Origin of the sequence: Conyzicola nivalis, from assembly GCF_014639655.1 — a bacterium.
Lineage (GTDB): Bacteria > Actinomycetota > Actinomycetes > Actinomycetales > Microbacteriaceae > Conyzicola > Conyzicola nivalis.
Genome location: NZ_BMGB01000001.1, coordinates 62616 through 79659, shown reverse-complemented (window position 1 = coordinate 79659; position 17044 = coordinate 62616). Strand labels below are relative to the sequence as shown.

Below are 17044 nucleotides of genomic sequence, written 5' to 3'. Positions count from 1 at the left end.
ACCCCGACGGCGCTCCCTAGGATCGAGACATGCCAGCAACAGCCCTCAACCGCACACTCGTCGCCGAACTCGTCAGCGATCTCAGCTTCACGGGAACCACAAGCACCCCCGTCATCGCCCCGTTCACCGGCGAGGTGTCGCACGAGGTCCCGATCAGCACGGCGCACGACGTGGCCGCCGCCGCCGCGGCCGGACGGGTCGCGCAGCACGCCTGGCTGGCCGCGGGGCCAGCGCATCGCCGGGCCGTGCTGCTTCGGGCCCACGACCTGCTGCTGCGCAACAGCGAAGAGCTGATGAACACCCTGCAGTCTGAGACCGGCAAGACCCGCGGACAGGCCTTCGAGGAGGTCTTCAGCGGCGCGAGCGTCACGCGTTACTACGCCGTCTCCGCCCACTCGGTGCTCGCGTCGAGTCGCCGCCGCTCGGGCATCCCCTTCGTGGTCAGCACGCGGGTGAGCTACCGGCCGAAGGGCATGGTCGGCGTGATCACGCCCTGGAACTACCCGCTGAGCCTCTCGCTCATGGACGTGATCCCCGCCCTGGCCGCCGGCAACGGCGTAGTGCAGAAGGCCGACAACCAGGGCGCACTCACGATCCTCGCCTCCCGCCGCGCCTTCATCGAGGCCGGCGTCCCCGCGGCACTGTGGTCGGTGGTCGCCGGCGACGGCGCCGAGATCGGCAACGCGGTGGTCGACAACGCCGACTACGTCTGTTTCACGGGCAGCACGCCCACCGGCACGAGCGTCGGCGTGCGGGCGGCCGGACGCCTCATCGGCGCCTCGCTCGAGCTCGGCGGCAAGAACCCGCTCATCGTGCTCGACGACGTCGACCCGGCGAAGGCCGCCGCCGACGCCGTCTACGCCTGCTACTCGTCAATGGGGCAGCTGTGCGTGTCGATCGAACGCATCTACGTGCAGCGGCACGTCGCCGACTCCTTCACCCGGCTGTTCGTCGAGCGGGTCGCGCAGTTGAAGCAGGGCGCCGACCTCGCCTTCTCGACGGATGTCGGCTCGCTCACCTCCGCCGCCCAGCTCGAACGCGTGCAGGCCCACGTCGACGACGCGGTCGCGAAGGGCGCGATGCTGCTCACGGGGGGCCGTGCCCGACCCGACCTCGGACCGTTCTTCTTCGAACCGACGGTGCTCGCCGACGTCACCGACGACATGCTCTGCGCGACGGAAGAAACCTTCGGGCCCGTCGTCGCCATCCACGTCGTGCAGAGCGAGGACGAAGCGGTCGCGGCGGCGAACGCCTCCGAGTTCGGCCTCAACGCGTCGGTCTTCGCCGGCTCCGTCTCCCGCGCCAGGCGCGTCGCCGAACGCCTCGACGCGGGCAGCGTCAACATCAACGAGGGCTATCGCGCAACGTTCTCCAGCATCGACGCTCCGATGGGCGGCATGAAGCAGTCGGGGCTCGGGCGTCGCAACGGCCCCGAGGGGCTGCTGCGCTTCGTGGAGGCGCGCACCGTCGCGGCATCCACGGGTCTGTTCACGCTGCCGCGCAGCGGACGGGAGTTCGCCGCGTCCGCGGGCCTGATGGTGGGCGTGCTCGTGCTGCTGAAGGCGCTGCGGCGCCGCTGAACGGGGGTCTCGATACGCCCGCGGAGCGAGCTAATCGACCAGCAGCTAGGTGGCCTCGGAGTCGAACGGCGCCGGCTTGCCGTCGCGCAGCAGGGCCTGCCGCTGGGCGTAGGCGGACACGATGGGCGGCTTGATCACGGGGACGGGCTCGTCGTCGACGAGGGCTTCGCGGATGATCCGCCGCGGATCGTACTGGCGGGGGTCGAGCTTCTTCCAGTCGACCTCGTCGAAGTCGGGCCCCATCTCCTCCCGCATGCGCTCTTTCGCGCCGTTCGCCATGCCGCGCACGGTCTTGGTGAGGCGCGCGAGCTGCGACGCGTAGTAGGGCAGCCGTTCGGGTCCGAGCAGGAAGACGGCGATGATCCCGATGATCACCAGCTTCTCGAACGTCAACCCAAAGGACACCCGCCCAGAATAGTCCCTGCTTGCCGGGGACTGGCTTACAGTGGGGGACGAACAAGGAGTCGTTGGTGGCAGGTAAAGAGTCGAGCTGGAAGTTCGCGGAAGAATTCATCGTCGAACGACCGGAGATTGCGCTCGCGCGTCAACACTCCGTCGAGGTAGGGGTCGAACCCGTGTCGCCCGCGACGGGCGCCCAGCTCGCGGTGCTCGCCGCCGCGACCAACGCCAGCAACATCATGGAGATCGGCACCGGGCTCGGCGTCTCCGGGCTCTGGATGCTCACGGGCGCACCCAATGCCGTTCTCACGTCGATCGACTCGGAGATCGACCACCAGCAGCTCGCCAAGGTCACCTTCACCGCAGCCGATATCCCCGCGAACCGGGTCCGCCTCATCGCCGGCCGCGCGCTCGACGTGCTGCCGCGCATGAACGAGTCGAGCTACGACCTGGTCCTCGTCGACGCCGACCCGTACTCGGTGATCGAGTACGTCGAGCACGGCCTGCGCATGGTGCGCACGGGCGGCACCGTCGTCGTGGCGCACGCGCTGTGGCGCGGGCGGGTCGCCGACCCGGCCCAGCGCGATGACACCGTGACGGGATTCCGCACGTTGCTGAGAGAGGTCGCCGAGTCATCCGCGGTCATCAGCTCGCTCTCCCCCGTCGGCGACGGACTGCTGCAGCTCACCAAGATCGCCGACTGACGACGGACTTAAACGCAGAAACCCGCGTGACTCCCGATCGGGAGATCACGCGGGTTTCTCGTAGGAAATCTGTTAAGCGGTCGCGACGACGCCCGCGAGAGCGTCGTGGAGCTCTTTTGCTTCAGCGTCGTTGACCGACACTACGAGCCGGCCCCCACCCTCGAGCGGAACACGAACGATGATGAGGCGACCTTCTTTCACAGCCTCCATTGGGCCGTCGCCGGTCCTCGGTTTCATGGCTGCCATCTGAAGTCCCCTTTCATAGGTACCTACCCATTATTGACTATGAATCGGTATGAGAAAAACCGAGCGTAACTTAACTAGCTGATTACGGCGGCGTCCAGTCGTACCCGTCGACCCACCAGGCGATGTGGATCCAACCGAACTGGCCGGCGATGCACAGGCCGACCAGGGCCAGACGGTAGACCAGGGAACGCGGTTGCGCGAGAGCACCCCAGAGCGGGAACACCGGGAGCAGCAGCCGGAACGTGCTCGACTGCGGGAAGAACACGGCGAGCAGGTAGAGCACGTAGCTGGCGACCCAGAACCGGATGTCGGGACCCAACCGCCGCACGGCCGGCGTGAACATTAAGGCGGCGAAGGCCACCACCGCGGCGACCAGCAGCCCGACGCCGAGTGCGCCGGGAACCCAGAAGTTCGCACCGAGGAACCACGGCGTGAGCGGCACCAGCTCCTGATACCCGATGTAGGCCGAGCGCCAGGCGAGTTCGGTGTCGGTGTACGCGGTGAGGGAGCCGGTAGTGGCGGCCGCCACGAAGAGCCAGGCGAACCCGCTCGCGACGCTGACCAGGCCGGCGGTGACGGATGCCACGATCTCCCGCCGCCCGAAAGGATCCCGGTCACGCCGCACCCACCGGTACACCACGTGCAGGCCGAGCGCGAGGGCGAAGGCCAGGCCGCTCGGCCGTGTGAGCGACATCACGACCACGACGGGCAGCAGTGCCCAGTAGTCGCGCTTCATCAGCAGGTAGAGCGCGACGGTGAGGAAGAACGCCTGCATCGACTCGGCGTAGGCCACCTGCAGGATCGGCGAGAGCGGGGCGAAGCAGTAGAGCACTACCGAGAAGAGCGCCGTTCCCTCCGGCAGCACGAGCCTCATGAGTTTGTAGAACATCAGGGCGGTGCCGAGCGCGAACGCCACCGAGACGAACACCGCGACGGCGCGGAAGTCGAGACCGGAGACGAACATCAGCCCGCGCACCAGGAACGGGTAGGCGGGCATAAACGCCCACGCGCTCTCCCCCACGTGACCGTCGTCGGTCATCGGCAGTTCGCTCGGGTAGCCGGCGAGGGCGACGATGAAATACCAGTGGCCGTCCCACATCTTGGCGAAGTCGAGGTAGCCCGGGTGTGCCCCCGTCCAGGCGTTCGCCTCCTGCCGCGACGCGAACCAGAGCAGGATCGCGCTAGTGACGACCCGGGAGACGACGAAGACGACGAGCACTCGTGCCCACCATGCCGTCAACCGGTAACGGACCTTCAGCCAGACCGCCGGGCTGGGTTTCGTCGGCGCGCGACCGCCGCCCGTTCCGATCAGCTCGCTCAGCCCGTCATGAGCCATGCGCGCAACCCCTGCTCGCACGCGGTGATCTGGTCGACCGCGACGCGTTCGTCGTCGGCGTGCGCTTTGAGCGGGTCGCCGGGTCCGTAGTTCACGGCGGGCATACCGAGCGCCGAGAAGCGGGCGACGTCGGTCCAGCCGTACTTGGGCTTGGCCTCGCCGCCGACGGCCGCGAGGAGGTCCTGGGCGAGCGGGGCGTCGAGCCCCGGACGGGCGCCCTCGGCGAGGTCGACGACCGTCACGTCGTAACCCTCGAAGAGTTCGCGCAGGTGGGCGATGGCCTCCTCGCCCGAGCGGCTCGGCGCGAACCGGTAGTTGATGTGCACCATCGCGGCGTCGGGAATGACGTTTCCGGCGACACCACCGGTGATGCCGACGGCGTTCAGCCCCTCACGGTAGACGAGCCCGTCGACCTCCACCTCGCGGGGAACGTAGGCGGCGAGGGTGTCGAGAATCGGGGACAGGTCGTGGATGGCATTGTGACCGACCCAGGCCCGCGCGGAGTGCGCGCGGAGGCCGAAGGTGCGCACCTCGATTCGGGCGTTGCCGTTGCATCCGCCCTCTATCTCCGAGCGCGTCGGCTCTCCGAGGATCGCGAAGTCGCCCTGCAGGAGGTCGGGGCGGTTGTCGGCGAGGCGCTTGAGACCGTTGAGGTCGGCGGAGACCTCCTCGTGGTCGTACCAGAGCCAGGTGATGTCGACGGCGGGCTCGGTGAGTTCGACGGCGAGCTTGAGCTGCACGGCGACACCCGACTTCATGTCGACGGTGCCGCGGCCCCAGAGGTACTCGACCCCGTCTTCGGTCTCGTAGCGGGTCGGGAGGTTGTCGTTCAGCGGGACCGTGTCGGTGTGGCCGGCGATCACGACGCGCTTGTCGCGGCCGAGGTTGGTGCGGGCGATCACGACGTCGCCGTCGCGCAGCACCTCGAGGTGCTCCGCACCGGCCAGCGCGACGAGGATCGCCTCGGTGATCGGCCCCTCGTTGCCCGACACCGACTCGATGTCGCACAACTGGCGGGTGATGTCGATCGAGGTCTGGCTGAGGTCGAGAACGGGCAGCGTGGTGTCGGCGACGGGCATGGGGTCAAGTTTAGGGTCGGTACGCTGGGGGCATGACTTCTCGCGCCGCCTGGGGCTACGGCCTCGCCACGATCGCCGCCGACTCGACCGTGCTCGACACCTGGTTCCCGACGCCGGTTCTCGGCGAGTTCCCGGCGGGCGTCGACCCGTACATCGCGCCGGCCGAGCTCGAGCCGCTGCTCGGACCGGACGAGCGCAGGAACGTGCACGTCGACTTCCAGACGGTGCAGATCGATCTGGATGCCGCGCCGGCGTCGACCCCCGACGCCTACCTGCGCCTGCACCTGCTCAGCCACCTGCTCGTGGCCCCCAACACGATCAACCTCGACGGCATCTTCGGGTACCTTCCCATCGTGGCGTGGACCACCGCGGGACCGATGCACCCCGACGACTTCACCCGTCTGCGTCCCGTGCTGCAGCGCGCCGGCATCTCGGCGCACGGCATCGACAAGTTCCCGCGCCTGCTCGACTACGTCGTGCCCGCCCGCGTGCGCATCGCCGACGCGTCGCGGGTGCGCTTGGGCGCCCACCTCGCCCCCGGCACGACCGTGATGCACGAGGGCTTCGTGAACTTCAACGCCGGCACGCTCGGCACCTCGATGGTCGAGGGACGCATCTCGCAGGGCGTCGTGGTCGGCGACGGCTCCGACATCGGCGGAGGCGCCTCGATCATGGGCACGCTCTCGGGCGGCGGAACGCAGCGCGTCACGATCGGCGAACGCGCGCTGCTCGGCGCCAACTCGGGCATCGGCATCTCGATCGGCGACGACTCGGTGGTCGAGGCTGGGCTGTACGTCACCGCCGGCACCAAGGTGCTCGTCGTGGCCCCCAAGGGTTCGGACGCCGAGCCCGTCGCTGCGCAGCGCACCGTGAAGGCTGCCGAGCTCAGCGGCGTGCCCGGGCTGCTGTTCCGCCGCAATTCGCTCACCGGCGCGGTCGAGGTGCTGGCCCGCTCGGGCACCGGCATCGAGCTGAACTCGGCGCTGCACGCCTAGCCGGACCTGCCAAATGAAGGAGATCTTCGCGCGGCACCCCTCGCCGGCGCGGAAAGCTGTGACTCGCACCCGGTTTTTCCTTCATTTGGCAGTTTTCGCCGGGGTGGCCGCCGCCGCCGTCGCCGGCGCGAGCGTCGTCTGGGGTATGCCAGGGCGGGCGCAGGACGACTCCGCGCTGCGTGTCGGGTTCTTTCAGCCGGGCCAGCAGCTCGCGCTCACGAATCTCACGGTGGCCGACGGCACCTACCGGGTCGAGTATGGCGCCGAGGTGCAGTTCTTCGCCGACCGGCGCGACACCGTACTCGAGTGCGGGCTCATCGACGCGAGCGGGCGCATCGGCTACCTCGACGACACGGTGTTCCCGGTGCCCGGCAACGGCGAATGGACGCGCCTCGGCGCCGGCGCTATCTACGACGTACCCGCGGTCACGCTCGGCATCCGCTGCAGCCCCAGTGCCGCGGGCGATTTCGGTATCGGCTACCGCCGGGTCACGCTGACGGCGACCCCGGTCGGCTAGGGCGCAAGGCGTATAAGGCTCGGGCCGCGAAACGACGGATGCCGCGGCTCACGTTCCGGGGAACGGGAGCCGCGGCATCCGAGGGTTTCGATACGGCCGCGGGCGGCCAACTCGACCGGCACGAGCACGGCCGCGAGCGGCCTACTCGACCGGCTCTAGCGCTCGGGCCAGGTGCGCTCGGGCTCGCCGATGTACAGCTGCTGCGGGCGCCCGATCTTCGTGGCCGGGTCGAGGTTCATCTCGCGCCAGTGGGCGATCCAGCCGGGGAGGCGTCCGATCGCGAACAGCGGCGTGAACATACGCGGCGGGAAGCCCATTGCCTTGTAGATGACCCCGGTGTAGAAGTCGACGTTGGGGTAAAGCTTGCGCTCGGCGAAGTAGTCGTCGGCGAGCGCGACGGCCTCGAGTTCCTTGGCGATGTCGAGCAGGTCGTCCTGCACCCCGAGGGCCTCGAGCACCTCGTCGGCGCTCTCCTTGACGAGGGTCGCGCGCGGGTCGAAGTTCTTGTACACCCGGTGGCCGAAGCCCATCAGGCGCACGCCCTCTTCCTTGTTCTTCACGCGGTCGACGAACTTCGAGACGCCGTCGCCCGATTCCTTGATCTCGCGCAGCATCTTGAGCACGGCCTCGTTGGCGCCGCCGTGGAGCGGTCCGTAGAGGGCGTTGATGCCGGCCGAGACCGAGGCGAAGATGTTGGCCTCGGTGCTGCCGACGAGACGCACGGTCGAGGTCGACGCGTTCTGCTCGTGGTCTTCGTGCAGGATGAGCAGCCGGTCGAGGGCCTTGGAGAGAACCGGGTTCACCTCGTACGGCTCGGCCATCGTGCCGAAGTTGAGCTTGAGGAAGTTGTCGACAAAGCTCAGCGAGTTGTCGGGGTAGAGGAACGCCTGGCCGAGGCTCTTCTTGTGCGCGTAGGCCGCGATCACCGGGAGCTTGGCGAGCAGGCGGACGATCGACATCTCGATCTGCTCGGGGTCCTTCACGCTGAGCGAGCCCTCGTAGTAGGTGGAGAGCGCGGAGACCGCGCTCGACAGCACCGACATCGGGTGGGCGTTGTGCGGAAGAGCGTCGAAGAACCGGCGGAGGTCTTCGTGCAGCAGCGTGTGCCGGCGGATGCGATCGTCGAAAGCCGAGAGCTCGGACTCCGACGGGATCTCACCGTAGATGAGCAGCCACGCCACCTCGAGGTAGGTGGAGTTCTTCGCGACGGCCTCGATCGGATACCCGCGGTAGCGCAGGATGCCCGCGTCGCCGTCGATGTAGGTGATCGCACTCTTCGTCGAGGCGGTGTTCACGAAGCCCTGATCCAGGGTGGTGAACCCCGTCTGCTTCATAAAAGTGGAGATATCAATGCTGTCGCGGCCGTCAACGCCGCGAATGACCGGGAACTCCGCTGTTCCCCCCGGAAAATGCAGCGTGGCCTTCTCTGTACCTGGCGCCATGTCATTCACACCGCCAGCTTATTCGGCCACGCTTGACTAGTCGTATCGCCGCCAAAAGTGCACAAAGCCTATTGGAGGATCCCTCCAAAAGATCAGGCCAGCCCGGCAAGCCTCTCGACGGCGGTATCGATGTCGTCGTCGCTCACCGTGAGGGCGATACGCACGTGTTGGGGGGCGCCGTCGGTGTAGAAGGTACCGGGCACGACGAGCAGGCCGATGTCGGCCAGGTCGGCGACGGTCTGCCACGCGTCCTGACCGCGGGTCGCCCAGAGGTAGAGCCCCGCCTCGCTGTGGTCGACGGTGAATCCGGCCGCCTCGACGGCGGCCTTGAGGCGGTCGCGCCGCGAACGGTAGAGCTCGCGCTGCACATCGACGTGGGTCTCGTCGCCGAGCGCGACGATCATCGCCGCCTGCACGGGAGCCGGCGGGATGAGCCCGGCGTGCTTCCGCACGCCGAGGAGCTCGGCGATCAGCGCGCCGTCTCCGGCGACGAACCCGGCGCGGTACCCGGCGAGGTTCGACTGTTTGCTGAGCGAGTAGACCGAGAGCACGGAGGTACGGTCGCCGCCGACGACCCGCGGGTCGAGGACCGAGGGGGTCGGTTCATCCGCGGCCCAGTTGAGTTCGGCGTAGCATTCGTCGCCTGCGATCACGGCGCCCAGTTCTCGGGCGCGTGCCACCATGGCGCGCATCGTCTCGACGTCGAGCACGCGGCCGTCGGGGTTGCCCGGCGAGTTGATCCAGACGAGCCTGGTGTTCTGCGGCCACTCGGCGGGGTCGTCGCTCGCGAGCGCGGTCGCTTTGGCGAGGGCGGCGCCGATGGCGTAGGTCGGATAGGCGACGCTCGGGTGTACGACCACGTCGCCCTCCCCGATGCCGAGCATGAGGGGCAGCCACGCGATGAGCTCTTTCGAGCCGATCGACGGCAGGACGTCGGCCGTGTCGAGCCCGTGCACTCCCCTGCGCCGCGCGTACCACTCGACGATCGCCTCCCGCAGCGCCGGAGTTCCCGCCACCTGCGGGTAGGCGTGGGCGTCGGTCGCGGCCGTGATCGCGTCACGGATCAGCGCGGGCGTCGGATCGACGGGCGAGCCGACCGACAGGTCGATGATGCCGCCCGGGTGCAGCCGTGCGCGCGCGCCGAACGGCACGAGCGCGTCCCACGGGAAGTCGGGGAGGCTGAGCGGCGAGCGGGTCACGCTATTCGGCGTGGCCGTTGAATGGCTCGGCCATAACGAGCGCGTGGTCCTTGTGGATCACTCCGACCTTCGCGGCTCCGCCGGGCGAGCCCACCTCGTCGAAGAATTCGACGTTCGCCTTGTAGTAGTCGGCCCACTGCTCGGGCACGTCGTCTTCGTAGTAGATGGCCTCGACGGGGCAGACCGGCTCGCACGCACCGCAGTCGACGCACTCGTCGGGGTGGATGTAGAGCATCCGGTCACCCTCGTAGATGCAGTCGACGGGGCATTCGTCGATGCAGGCGCGGTCTTTGATATCGACACAGGGTTGGGCGATGACGTAGGTCACTTAGGTCGAGATCCTTTCACGGCACGAGAACTAGACAATCTTACCCACGGTGAGGCTGGGGTTCTGCGGTGACCGGCGTGATGCGGCTGAGATTGGGCCACGCGACCGCGACGAGAATGACGACCGCGGGAGCAAAAGTCCAGATAACACCGGCGAAATTGGCCGGCACGATCACGGATCCGCCCACCGTCGGCGAGGCGAGATACGCGGTGACGCCCATAATGCCGACGGTCGCAAGGATCGGCAGGATGCGCGATCCGGTGAGCACCCGCAGCCCCACCACGAAGCCGGTGGATGCCACGAGGGCGAGGGCCAGCCCCCAGGGCACAGCGAGGTCGCCCACCGTGCCGCTCGACTGGTGCACGGCGGTCATCAGCGTGCCGATGAGCGCCCCGAGCACCAGCACGAGTGCTGCGACGCCGATCTTGACGCCGACGGTCTGCTCGCGGAAGGGCACGCTCTCGTCGGCCGCCTCCGTGCTGACCCGTCGGAACGACTCCGTGACGCCGATCGGCTGGGAGACGCCGTTCGAGAGCGCGAAAGTGTCGCCGTCGAGGGTGAGCTGCGTGCGGTGGGCCGCGAGCGCGGCGCGTTTGCGGTCCGCGACCGGCGTGACGTCCACGACGACCGGGCCGCGAGCATCCGTGGCAATCTCGAAGTAGGGCACGCCCATGACCTCGGCGGCGCGTCGTGCCGCGTCGTGGGCCCGGACGTGGTCGGGGTGTCCGTAGCCGCCGCGCTCGTCGTAGCTCACGACGGCGGTCGCTGCGATGTCGGAGATGACCGCCGCGATGTCCGCGGTGACCGCGCTGACCGGCGCGGCTGCGAGGGAGGGCTCGTCGCTAGAGTCGAGGGCTTCGGCGGTTCCGGATGCGCCCCAGCGCATCCCCGAGTCGAGGTACCGGCGCGGTTCGAGGTCGACCCAGCGGGCGTTGGCCTCGCCCAGGTAGCGGTGGTCGGTGACACCCAGCGCCCGCATCGCCTCGGCGAGCTCGCCCTCACGGTAAGCGGCGAGCTCGTCGCCGGAGTCCAGCAGGTACTGCAGCTCGTCGGGGATGACCTCGCCCAGCTCGCCGCGCGTGCAGGTGAGCACGGTCACCGCTGCGCCGGCGCTCACGAGCGTGGCTATGGTGCCACCGGTGGTGATGCTCTCGTCGTCGGGATGCGCGTGCACGAAGAGAACGCGCTCGGCCGGGTCCGAGGGTGCGGTGAAGTCAGACATTAGTGGACAGCTTAGACAAGAGGGATTAGAGTCGAATGGCTAAGGTAAGCCTTACCAATCCCCTCCCCCCACTTTCAGAGAAGACCCGTGCTCGCAAACTTCCTCATCGGCCTGCGCGAGGGCCTCGAAGCCGGGCTGGTGGTAGGCATCCTCATCGCCTACGTGGTCAAGATCGGCCGCCGCGACGTGCTTCCCCGCATCTGGCTGGGCGTCGGTCTCGCCGTCGCCCTGTCTCTCGGCCTGGGCTGCCTGCTGACGTTCGGCGCCTACGGCCTGTCGTTCCAGGCGCAGGAGCTCATCGGCGGACTGCTGTCGATCGTCGCCACCGGGTTCGTCACGTGGATGATCTTCTGGATGCTGCGTACCGCACGTGGGCTGTCGCGCGAGTTGCGCGGCGAGATCGACAACCACCTCTCCGGTGCCGGGTGGGGGCTCGTCCTCGTCGCCTTCCTCGCCGTCGGGCGCGAAGGACTCGAGACGGCCCTGTTCATCTGGGCGGCCGTGCAGGCGAGCGGGTCGACGACGCTCCCCCTGCTCGGCGCCGCGCTCGGTATCGCCGTGTCGGTCGTCCTCGCCTACCTGGTCTACCGCGGCGTCGTGTCGATCAACCTCTCGCGGTTCTTCACCTACACGGGGGCGTTCCTCATCGTCGTCGCCGGCGGGGTGCTCGCCTACGGCGTGCACGACCTGCAGGAGGCCGGATTCCTGCCGGGTCTCGGCACCCTCGCCTTCGACGTCTCGGCGGCCGTACCGCCCGACAGCTGGTACGGCACCCTGCTCAAGGGCGTCTTCAACTTCTCCCCCGCCACCACGGTCCTCGAGGCCGTCGCGTGGGTCGCCTACGTGGTTCCGGTCATGTTCCTGTTCCTGCGTTCGGCACGCCGTCAGGGCGGCTCGGCGCCCAGGTCCGCGCCCGTGTCATCCACCATCACCCCAGAAGGAGCCCTATGAACCGGTCGACAGCGACCCCGATCCGCACCCGCGCGGTCTTCGCGGCGAGCATGGGCGCTGCAGCCCTGCTCGCGCTCTCGGCCTGCGTGGCCAACAACCCCGCCGCGACGGGCGGCGCGGACGCGACGGCGCTCACTGTCGACTCGAGCGCGACCGACTGCGTGCTCTCGGCCACGGAGGCTCCGAGCGGCAGCGTGAGCTTCAGCATCGAGAACACCGGCGACCAGGTCACCGAGTTCTACCTGCTGGCCGACGACGAGCTGCGCATCGTCGGCGAAGTCGAGAACATCGGCCCCGGCATCACCCGCGACCTCGTGGTGCAGGCGAAGCCGGGCGACTACTTCACCGTCTGCAAGCCCGGCATGGTGGGCGACGGCATCGGCAAGGCGGCCTTCACCGTCACCGACTCGGGAGCCGACCTCGCCGCCGACGGCGACGACAAAGAGCTCGTCGAGGCGGCCGCCGCGAACTACGTGGCGTACATCAAGAACCAGGTCGAGGGACTCGTGACCTCGACGACGACCTTCCTCGACGCCTACCGCGCCGGCGACGACGAGGCCGCGCGCGCCCTCTACGCTCCGACACGCGCCGCGTACGAGCGCATCGAACCCGTCGCCGAATCGTTCGGCGACCTCGACCCGAAGATCGACTTCCGCGAGGCGGACGTCGAAGAGGGCACCGAGTGGACCGGTTGGCACCGCATCGAGAAGGACCTGTGGCAGCCGACCGCCGAGAACAACGGCGGAGAGGCCTACGTGCCGCTGACCGCCGACGAGCGGGCGCGGTTCGCCGACCTGCTGGAACAGGACACCGCCGCACTGAACGATGCCGTGCACGAGAGCGACTACACGGTCTCCATCGACGCGATCAGCAACGGCGCCATCGGCCTGCTCGACGAGGTCGCCTCCGGCAAGATCACCGGCGAGGAAGAGATCTGGTCGCACACCGACCTCTGGGACTTCCAGGCCAACCTCGAGGGCGCCCGCGTGGCCTACGAGGGCGTGCGCGACATCGTCGAGCCGAAGGATCCCGAGCTGGTCGACCAGCTCGACGAGGAATTCGCCTCGCTCGAGTCGCTCCTCGCCGGCTACGGCAGCCTCGAGACCGGCTTCACGTACTACACCGACCTCACCACCGAGCAGGTGAAGGAGCTGGCCGACGGCGTGAACGCCCTGAGCGAGCCGCTGAGCAAGCTCACCGCGGTTCTGGTCGGCTAGTCGACGGATGACTGACGACCAGGAACCGGGCAGCCCGCGGCTGTCCCGCCGGGGGCTCCTCGGGCTGGCCGGCGCCGGCGTCGTGGGCGCCGGACTCGGCTTCGGGGTCGACCGCGTTTTCACGCCAGAGGCCTCGGCCGCATCCGGAGCCGCCGCCTCCTATCCCTTTTTCGGCGAGCACCAGTCGGGCATCATCACCGCGGCGCAGGACCGCCTGCACTTCGCGGCATTCGACGTGAGCGACATCACGGCGGCCGAACTCGAGGAGCTGCTGTCCGACTGGACCTACGCGGCGAACCGGATGACGACGGGGCTCGGGGCCGGGCAGTACGGACCGGCGAGCGGACCGTACGACGCGCCTCCGGATGACACGGGCGAGGCACTCGACCTCCCACCGTCGGGCCTCACGATCACCTTCGGATTCGGTCCGACGCTGTTCGACGACCGCTTCGGCCTCGCCGGTAGACGCCCCGAGGCGCTCATAGACCTGCCGCACTTCCCCGGCGACGCCCTGGTCCCCGCACTCACCGGCGGCGACCTGTGCATCCAGGCCTGCAGCGACGACCCGCAGGTGGCGGTGCACGCGATCCGCAACCTCTCCCGCATCGCGTTCGGCCGGGCCAGCCTGCGCTGGTCGCAACTGGGCTTCGGGCGAACCTCGTCGACAACACGGGCGCAGGCGACGCCGCGCAACCTGTTCGGCTTCAAGGACGGCACCGCCAACTTGCGCGCGGAGGACTCCGACACCGCGGCGGACGTCTGGGCCCGCGCCTCGGACGGCGCACGGTGGATGGCCGGCGGCAGCTACCTGGTGGCACGGAAGATCCGGATGACGATCGAGACGTGGGACCGCTCGTCGCTGCGCGAGCAGGAGCGCGTCGTCGGACGCACGAAGGGCGAGGGCGCACCGCTGAGCGGCGGCACCGAGTTCACCGCCCCGGACTTCGACGCGACCGGCAGGCAGGACGCTCCGCTCATCGACGAGGCGGCGCACGTGCGGCTGGCCCACCCGGATACGAACGGCGGCGCGAAGATGCTGCGCCGCGGCTACAACTTCGTCGACGGCAACGACGACCTCGGCCGCCTCAACGCCGGACTGTTCTTCATCTGCTTCCAGCGCGACCCGCGCGAGCAGTTCGTGCCGATCCAGCTGCGGCTCGCGAAGAACGACGCGATGAACGAGTACCTGCGGCACGTGGGCTCTGGCATCTTCGCGGTACCGCCCGGCGCGAAAACGGGCGGCTCGATCGGCGACGGGCTGTTCGGCTAGCTCGTTGTGACGACGTAGGTCGCGGTCGAGACGCCGGCCCCGTCGGTCGCGACGGTGAGCACGACCGTGTACGGCGCGAGGGTGAAGGTGCCGAAGCCGCTGTCGGCGTCGCCGTCCGCGGCGCTCGGCACGTAGCCGGCGGACTCGAGTGCGGCCTGCGCCGAGGCGAAGTCGTCGCCGGCGAGGGTGGTGACGACGACCCAGCCGGTCGAGCCGGGGGCGCTGCCGCCGCCCTGGACCTCGCCGACGAGCGGGATCGCGTCGGCCGGGAAACCGGTGGGCAGCTCGCCGTCGGTGCTCACACCGGCGCCGCCCAGCGCGTCGGAGACCGCGTCTCCGGCCTGGTCCTGGGCCTCGCTCACGACCCCGTCGACCATGTTCTCTGCCACGCTGCATCCGACCAGCGCTGGCGCGGCGAAAATCAGGAGGGCGATGGACAGGGGGCGGGCGATCCGGAGGCGCGAAGTCGTCATGCGTCCAGTTTAAATGCAGACGAGCCCCGCACCGGATGATCCGGGGCGGGGCTCGTGTGTATGTGCTGTGACTTACGCGTTCTGCTTCTTCAGGCGGGCGGTGCTGCGCTGGCGGGCGCTGGCGTCGAGCTCGACCTTGCGGATGCGCACGAACTCGGGCGTCACCTCGACGCACTCGTCTTCGCGGGCGAACTCGAGGCACTCCTCCAGCGTCAGCTTGCGCGACGGCGTCATGCGCTCGAACGAGTCCGAGGTCGACTGGCGCATGTTGGTGAGCTGCTTTTCCTTCGTGATGTTGACGTCCATGTCGTCGGCACGCGAGTTCTCGCCGACGACCATGCCCTCGTAGACCTCCTGCGTGGGCTCGACGAAGAACGACATGCGCTCCTGCAGGGCGACCATCGCGAACGGGGTGGCGACACCGGCGCGGTCGGCGACGATCGAGCCGTTCGTGCGGGTCTCGATGTTTCCGGCCCAGGGCTCGTAGCCGTGCGAGACGGCGTTGGCGATGCCCGCACCGCGCGTGACGGTGAGGAATTCGGTGCGGAATCCGATGAGGCCGCGCGACGGCACGACGAACTCCATGCGCACCCAGCCGGTGCCGTGGTTGCTCATGCCCTCCATGCGACCCTTGCGGGCGGCGAGGAGCTGGGTGATGGCGCCGAGGTACTCTTCGGGCGCGTCGGTGGTGAGGTGCTCGAACGGCTCGTGCAGCTTGCCGTCGACACGCTTGGTCACTACCTGCGGCTTGCCGACGGTGAGCTCGAAGCCCTCGCGACGCATCTGCTCGACGAGGATGGCGAGCGCGAGCTCTCCACGGCCCTGGACCTCCCAGGCGTCGGGGCGTCCGACGTCGACCAGCTTGAGCGAGACGTTACCGACGAGCTCGCGGTCGAGACGGTCCTTGACCATGCGCGCGGTGAGCTTGTGGCCCTTGACCTTGCCGATCATCGGCGAGGTGTTGGTTCCGATGGTCATCGAGATGGCCGGGTCGTCGACCGTGATGGTCGGCAGCGGGCGGACGTCTTCGGGGTCGGCGAGGGTCTCACCGATGAAGATGTCGTCGAAGCCGGCGACGGCGACGATGTCGCCGGGGCCTGCGGAGTCGGTGGGGTAACGGTCGAGCGCCTTCGTGATGAGCAGCTCGGTGACCTTCACGTTGGCGACGGAGCCGTCGTGCTTGACCCAGGCGACCGTCTGGCCCTTCTTGATGTTGCCCTGGAAGACGCGCAGCAGCGCGAGGCGTCCGAGGAACGGGCTGGCGTCGAGGTTGGTGACCCAGGCCTGAAGGGGGTGCTCGTCGTCGTAGGTCGGCGCGGGGATGTGCTTGAGGATCGCGTCGAACAGCGGCTCGAGGTCTTCGTTGTCGGGCAGCGTGCCGTTCTCGGGCTTGTTCCAGCTCGCGGCGCCGTTGCGGCCGGACGCGTAGACGACGGGAACGTCGAGGATAGCGTCGAGGTCGAGGTCGGGGTGCTCGTCGGACATGTCCGAGGCGAGGCCGAGCAGGAGGTCCTGGCTCTCGGCGACAACCTCGTCGATGCGGGCGTCGGGACGGTCGGTCTTGTTGACCAGGAGGATGACGGGGAGCTTGGCCTCGAGGGCCTTGCGCAGCACGAAGCGGGTCTGCGGGAGCGGGCCCTCGGACGCGTCGACGAGGAGGACGACTCCGTCGACCATGGACAGGCCGCGCTCGACCTCGCCGCCGAAGTCGGCGTGGCCGGGGGTGTCGATCACGTTGATCGTGATGTTGCCGCCCGCGTGGTTCTCTTCGGCGTGCTTGCCGTTGTAGAGCACCGCGGTGTTCTTCGCGAGGATCGTGATGCCCTTTTCGCGCTCGAGCTCGTTGGAGTCCATGGCGCGGTCTTCGAGGTGCGCGTGTGCGTCGAACGAGTTCGTCTGGCGGAGCATGGCGTCGACCAGCGTGGTCTTGCCGTGGTCAACGTGGGCGACGATTGCGACGTTGCGCAGGTCGGTGCGGGTGGCGATTGCCATAGGTGTTTTCCTTGACTGCTTCTTAGCGGTGACGGGCGCGCGCGTTGCGCTTTCGCGGCATGGGCACGACCACGCACAAACGCGGAGGTGGTTT

The 17044-nt window shown here is 68.7% G+C and carries 17 protein-coding genes; 7 read left to right on the top strand and 10 right to left on the bottom strand.

Annotated elements, in window-relative coordinates:
* The first annotated feature begins 29 nt into the window (after positions 1-29).
* Positions 30-1580 (top strand): succinic semialdehyde dehydrogenase, encoded by a 1551-nt coding sequence (locus IEV96_RS00425; protein WP_188508751.1) that lies wholly within the window; start codon positions 30-32, stop codon positions 1578-1580.
* Between the two features lie 45 nt (positions 1581-1625).
* Here the strand turns inward: IEV96_RS00425 and IEV96_RS00420 are convergent, their stop codons facing one another.
* A complete protein-coding gene (locus IEV96_RS00420; protein ID WP_188508750.1) occupies positions 1626-1985 on the bottom strand; it encodes a twin-arginine translocase TatA/TatE family subunit in 360 nt (119 codons plus the stop codon).
* Positions 1986-2050: 65 nt separating this feature from the next.
* On the opposite strand from IEV96_RS00420, the gene IEV96_RS00415 reads away from it, so the two are divergent.
* Entirely contained in the window at positions 2051-2683 is a 633-nt protein-coding gene (locus IEV96_RS00415) for an O-methyltransferase (RefSeq protein ID WP_188508749.1), read from the top strand.
* Positions 2684-2755: 72 nt separating this feature from the next.
* Here the strand turns inward: IEV96_RS00415 and IEV96_RS00410 are convergent, their stop codons facing one another.
* From IEV96_RS00410 to dapE, 3 genes are all read right to left on the bottom strand, one after another.
* Positions 2756-2929, bottom strand: a complete 174-nt coding sequence (locus IEV96_RS00410) for a DUF3117 domain-containing protein (RefSeq protein ID WP_184233803.1) — start codon at positions 2927-2929, stop codon at positions 2756-2758.
* An 82-nt stretch (positions 2930-3011) separates the two neighbouring features.
* Positions 3012-4265 (bottom strand): glycosyltransferase family protein, encoded by a 1254-nt coding sequence (locus tag IEV96_RS00405; RefSeq protein ID WP_229732885.1) that lies wholly within the window; start codon positions 4263-4265, stop codon positions 3012-3014.
* Positions 4247-5344, bottom strand: a complete 1098-nt coding sequence (gene dapE, locus IEV96_RS00400) for a succinyl-diaminopimelate desuccinylase (protein WP_188508748.1) — start codon at positions 5342-5344, stop codon at positions 4247-4249. The genes IEV96_RS00405 and dapE overlap by 19 nt, the downstream gene beginning before the upstream one ends.
* 32 nt (positions 5345-5376) lie before the next feature.
* Here dapE and dapD point away from each other — a divergent pair, with 32 nt between their 5' ends.
* Both dapD and IEV96_RS00390 read left to right on the top strand, forming a co-directional pair.
* The gene (gene dapD / locus IEV96_RS00395) at positions 5377-6339 is read left to right on the top strand and encodes a 2,3,4,5-tetrahydropyridine-2,6-dicarboxylate N-succinyltransferase (RefSeq protein WP_188508747.1); all 963 of its coding nucleotides are present in this window, start codon (positions 5377-5379) and stop codon (positions 6337-6339) included.
* An 85-nt stretch (positions 6340-6424) separates the two neighbouring features.
* The gene (locus IEV96_RS00390) at positions 6425-6856 is read left to right on the top strand and encodes a hypothetical protein (protein ID WP_188508746.1); all 432 of its coding nucleotides are present in this window, start codon (positions 6425-6427) and stop codon (positions 6854-6856) included.
* Between the two features lie 155 nt (positions 6857-7011).
* Here IEV96_RS00390 and IEV96_RS00385 read toward each other — a convergent pair whose 3' ends face one another.
* The 4 genes from IEV96_RS00385 to IEV96_RS00370 form a co-directional block, all read right to left on the bottom strand.
* A complete protein-coding gene (locus IEV96_RS00385) occupies positions 7012-8298 on the bottom strand; it encodes a citrate synthase (RefSeq protein ID WP_188511058.1) in 1287 nt (428 codons plus the stop codon).
* A gap of 92 nt (positions 8299-8390) precedes the next feature.
* On the bottom strand, positions 8391-9497 hold the full coding sequence (dapC, locus tag IEV96_RS00380) for a succinyldiaminopimelate transaminase (RefSeq protein WP_188508745.1): 1107 nt from the start codon (positions 9495-9497) through the stop codon (positions 8391-8393).
* 1 nt (position 9498) lies between these two features.
* Positions 9499-9825 carry a ferredoxin gene (gene fdxA / locus IEV96_RS00375; RefSeq protein ID WP_188508744.1) on the bottom strand — a complete coding sequence of 109 codons (327 nt, stop codon included), beginning with the start codon at positions 9823-9825 and terminating at the stop codon, positions 9499-9501.
* 40 nt (positions 9826-9865) lie between these two features.
* Positions 9866-11047, bottom strand: a complete 1182-nt coding sequence (locus tag IEV96_RS00370; protein WP_188508743.1) for a PIG-L family deacetylase — start codon at positions 11045-11047, stop codon at positions 9866-9868.
* Positions 11048-11134: 87 nt separating this feature from the next.
* Here IEV96_RS00370 and efeU point away from each other — a divergent pair, with 87 nt between their 5' ends.
* From efeU to efeB, 3 genes are read left to right on the top strand one after another with little or no spacing between them, the layout of a single operon-like run.
* Complete coding sequence (efeU, locus tag IEV96_RS00365; protein WP_188508742.1) at positions 11135-11998, top strand: iron uptake transporter permease EfeU; 864 nt, start codon at positions 11135-11137, stop codon at positions 11996-11998.
* On the top strand, positions 11995-13215 hold the full coding sequence (efeO, locus tag IEV96_RS00360) for an iron uptake system protein EfeO (RefSeq protein WP_188508741.1): 1221 nt from the start codon (positions 11995-11997) through the stop codon (positions 13213-13215). Before efeU ends, efeO begins: the two co-directional genes overlap by 4 nt.
* A 7-nt stretch (positions 13216-13222) precedes the next feature.
* On the top strand, positions 13223-14485 hold the full coding sequence (gene efeB, locus IEV96_RS00355) for an iron uptake transporter deferrochelatase/peroxidase subunit (RefSeq protein ID WP_188508740.1): 1263 nt from the start codon (positions 13223-13225) through the stop codon (positions 14483-14485).
* On the opposite strand, the gene IEV96_RS00350 is transcribed toward efeB, so the two are convergent.
* Both IEV96_RS00350 and typA read right to left on the bottom strand, forming a co-directional pair.
* On the bottom strand, positions 14482-14958 hold the full coding sequence (locus IEV96_RS00350) for a hypothetical protein (RefSeq protein ID WP_188508739.1): 477 nt from the start codon (positions 14956-14958) through the stop codon (positions 14482-14484). The two genes, efeB and IEV96_RS00350, sit on opposite strands and share 4 nt — an antisense overlap.
* 72 nt (positions 14959-15030) lie before the next feature.
* Entirely contained in the window at positions 15031-16950 is a 1920-nt protein-coding gene (gene typA / locus IEV96_RS00345; RefSeq protein WP_188508738.1) for a translational GTPase TypA, read from the bottom strand.
* Positions 16951-17044: the final 94 nt, after the last annotated feature.

What these genes read in the sequence shown, in the direction of transcription:
- IEV96_RS00425 (WP_188508751.1), top strand. Translation starts at nt 30, where the DNA reads ATGCCAGCAACAGCCCTCAACCGCACACTCGTCGCCGAACTCGTCAGC.
- typA (WP_188508738.1), bottom strand. Translation starts at nt 16,950, where the DNA reads ATGGCAATCGCCACCCGCACCGACCTGCGCAACGTCGCAATCGTCGCC.
- dapD (WP_188508747.1), top strand. Translation starts at nt 5,377, where the DNA reads ATGACTTCTCGCGCCGCCTGGGGCTACGGCCTCGCCACGATCGCCGCC.
- dapE (WP_188508748.1), bottom strand. Translation starts at nt 5,344, where the DNA reads ATGCCCGTCGCCGACACCACGCTGCCCGTTCTCGACCTCAGCCAGACC.
- efeO (WP_188508741.1), top strand. Translation starts at nt 11,995, where the DNA reads ATGAACCGGTCGACAGCGACCCCGATCCGCACCCGCGCGGTCTTCGCG.
- efeB (WP_188508740.1), top strand. Translation starts at nt 13,223, where the DNA reads ATGACTGACGACCAGGAACCGGGCAGCCCGCGGCTGTCCCGCCGGGGG.
- IEV96_RS00350 (WP_188508739.1), bottom strand. Translation starts at nt 14,958, where the DNA reads ATGACGACTTCGCGCCTCCGGATCGCCCGCCCCCTGTCCATCGCCCTC.
- IEV96_RS00385 (WP_188511058.1), bottom strand. Translation starts at nt 8,298, where the DNA reads ATGGCGCCAGGTACAGAGAAGGCCACGCTGCATTTTCCGGGGGGAACA.
- IEV96_RS00405 (WP_229732885.1), bottom strand. Translation starts at nt 4,265, where the DNA reads ATGGCTCATGACGGGCTGAGCGAGCTGATCGGAACGGGCGGCGGTCGC.
- IEV96_RS00370 (WP_188508743.1), bottom strand. Translation starts at nt 11,047, where the DNA reads ATGTCTGACTTCACCGCACCCTCGGACCCGGCCGAGCGCGTTCTCTTC.
- IEV96_RS00410 (WP_184233803.1), bottom strand. Translation starts at nt 2,929, where the DNA reads ATGGCAGCCATGAAACCGAGGACCGGCGACGGCCCAATGGAGGCTGTG.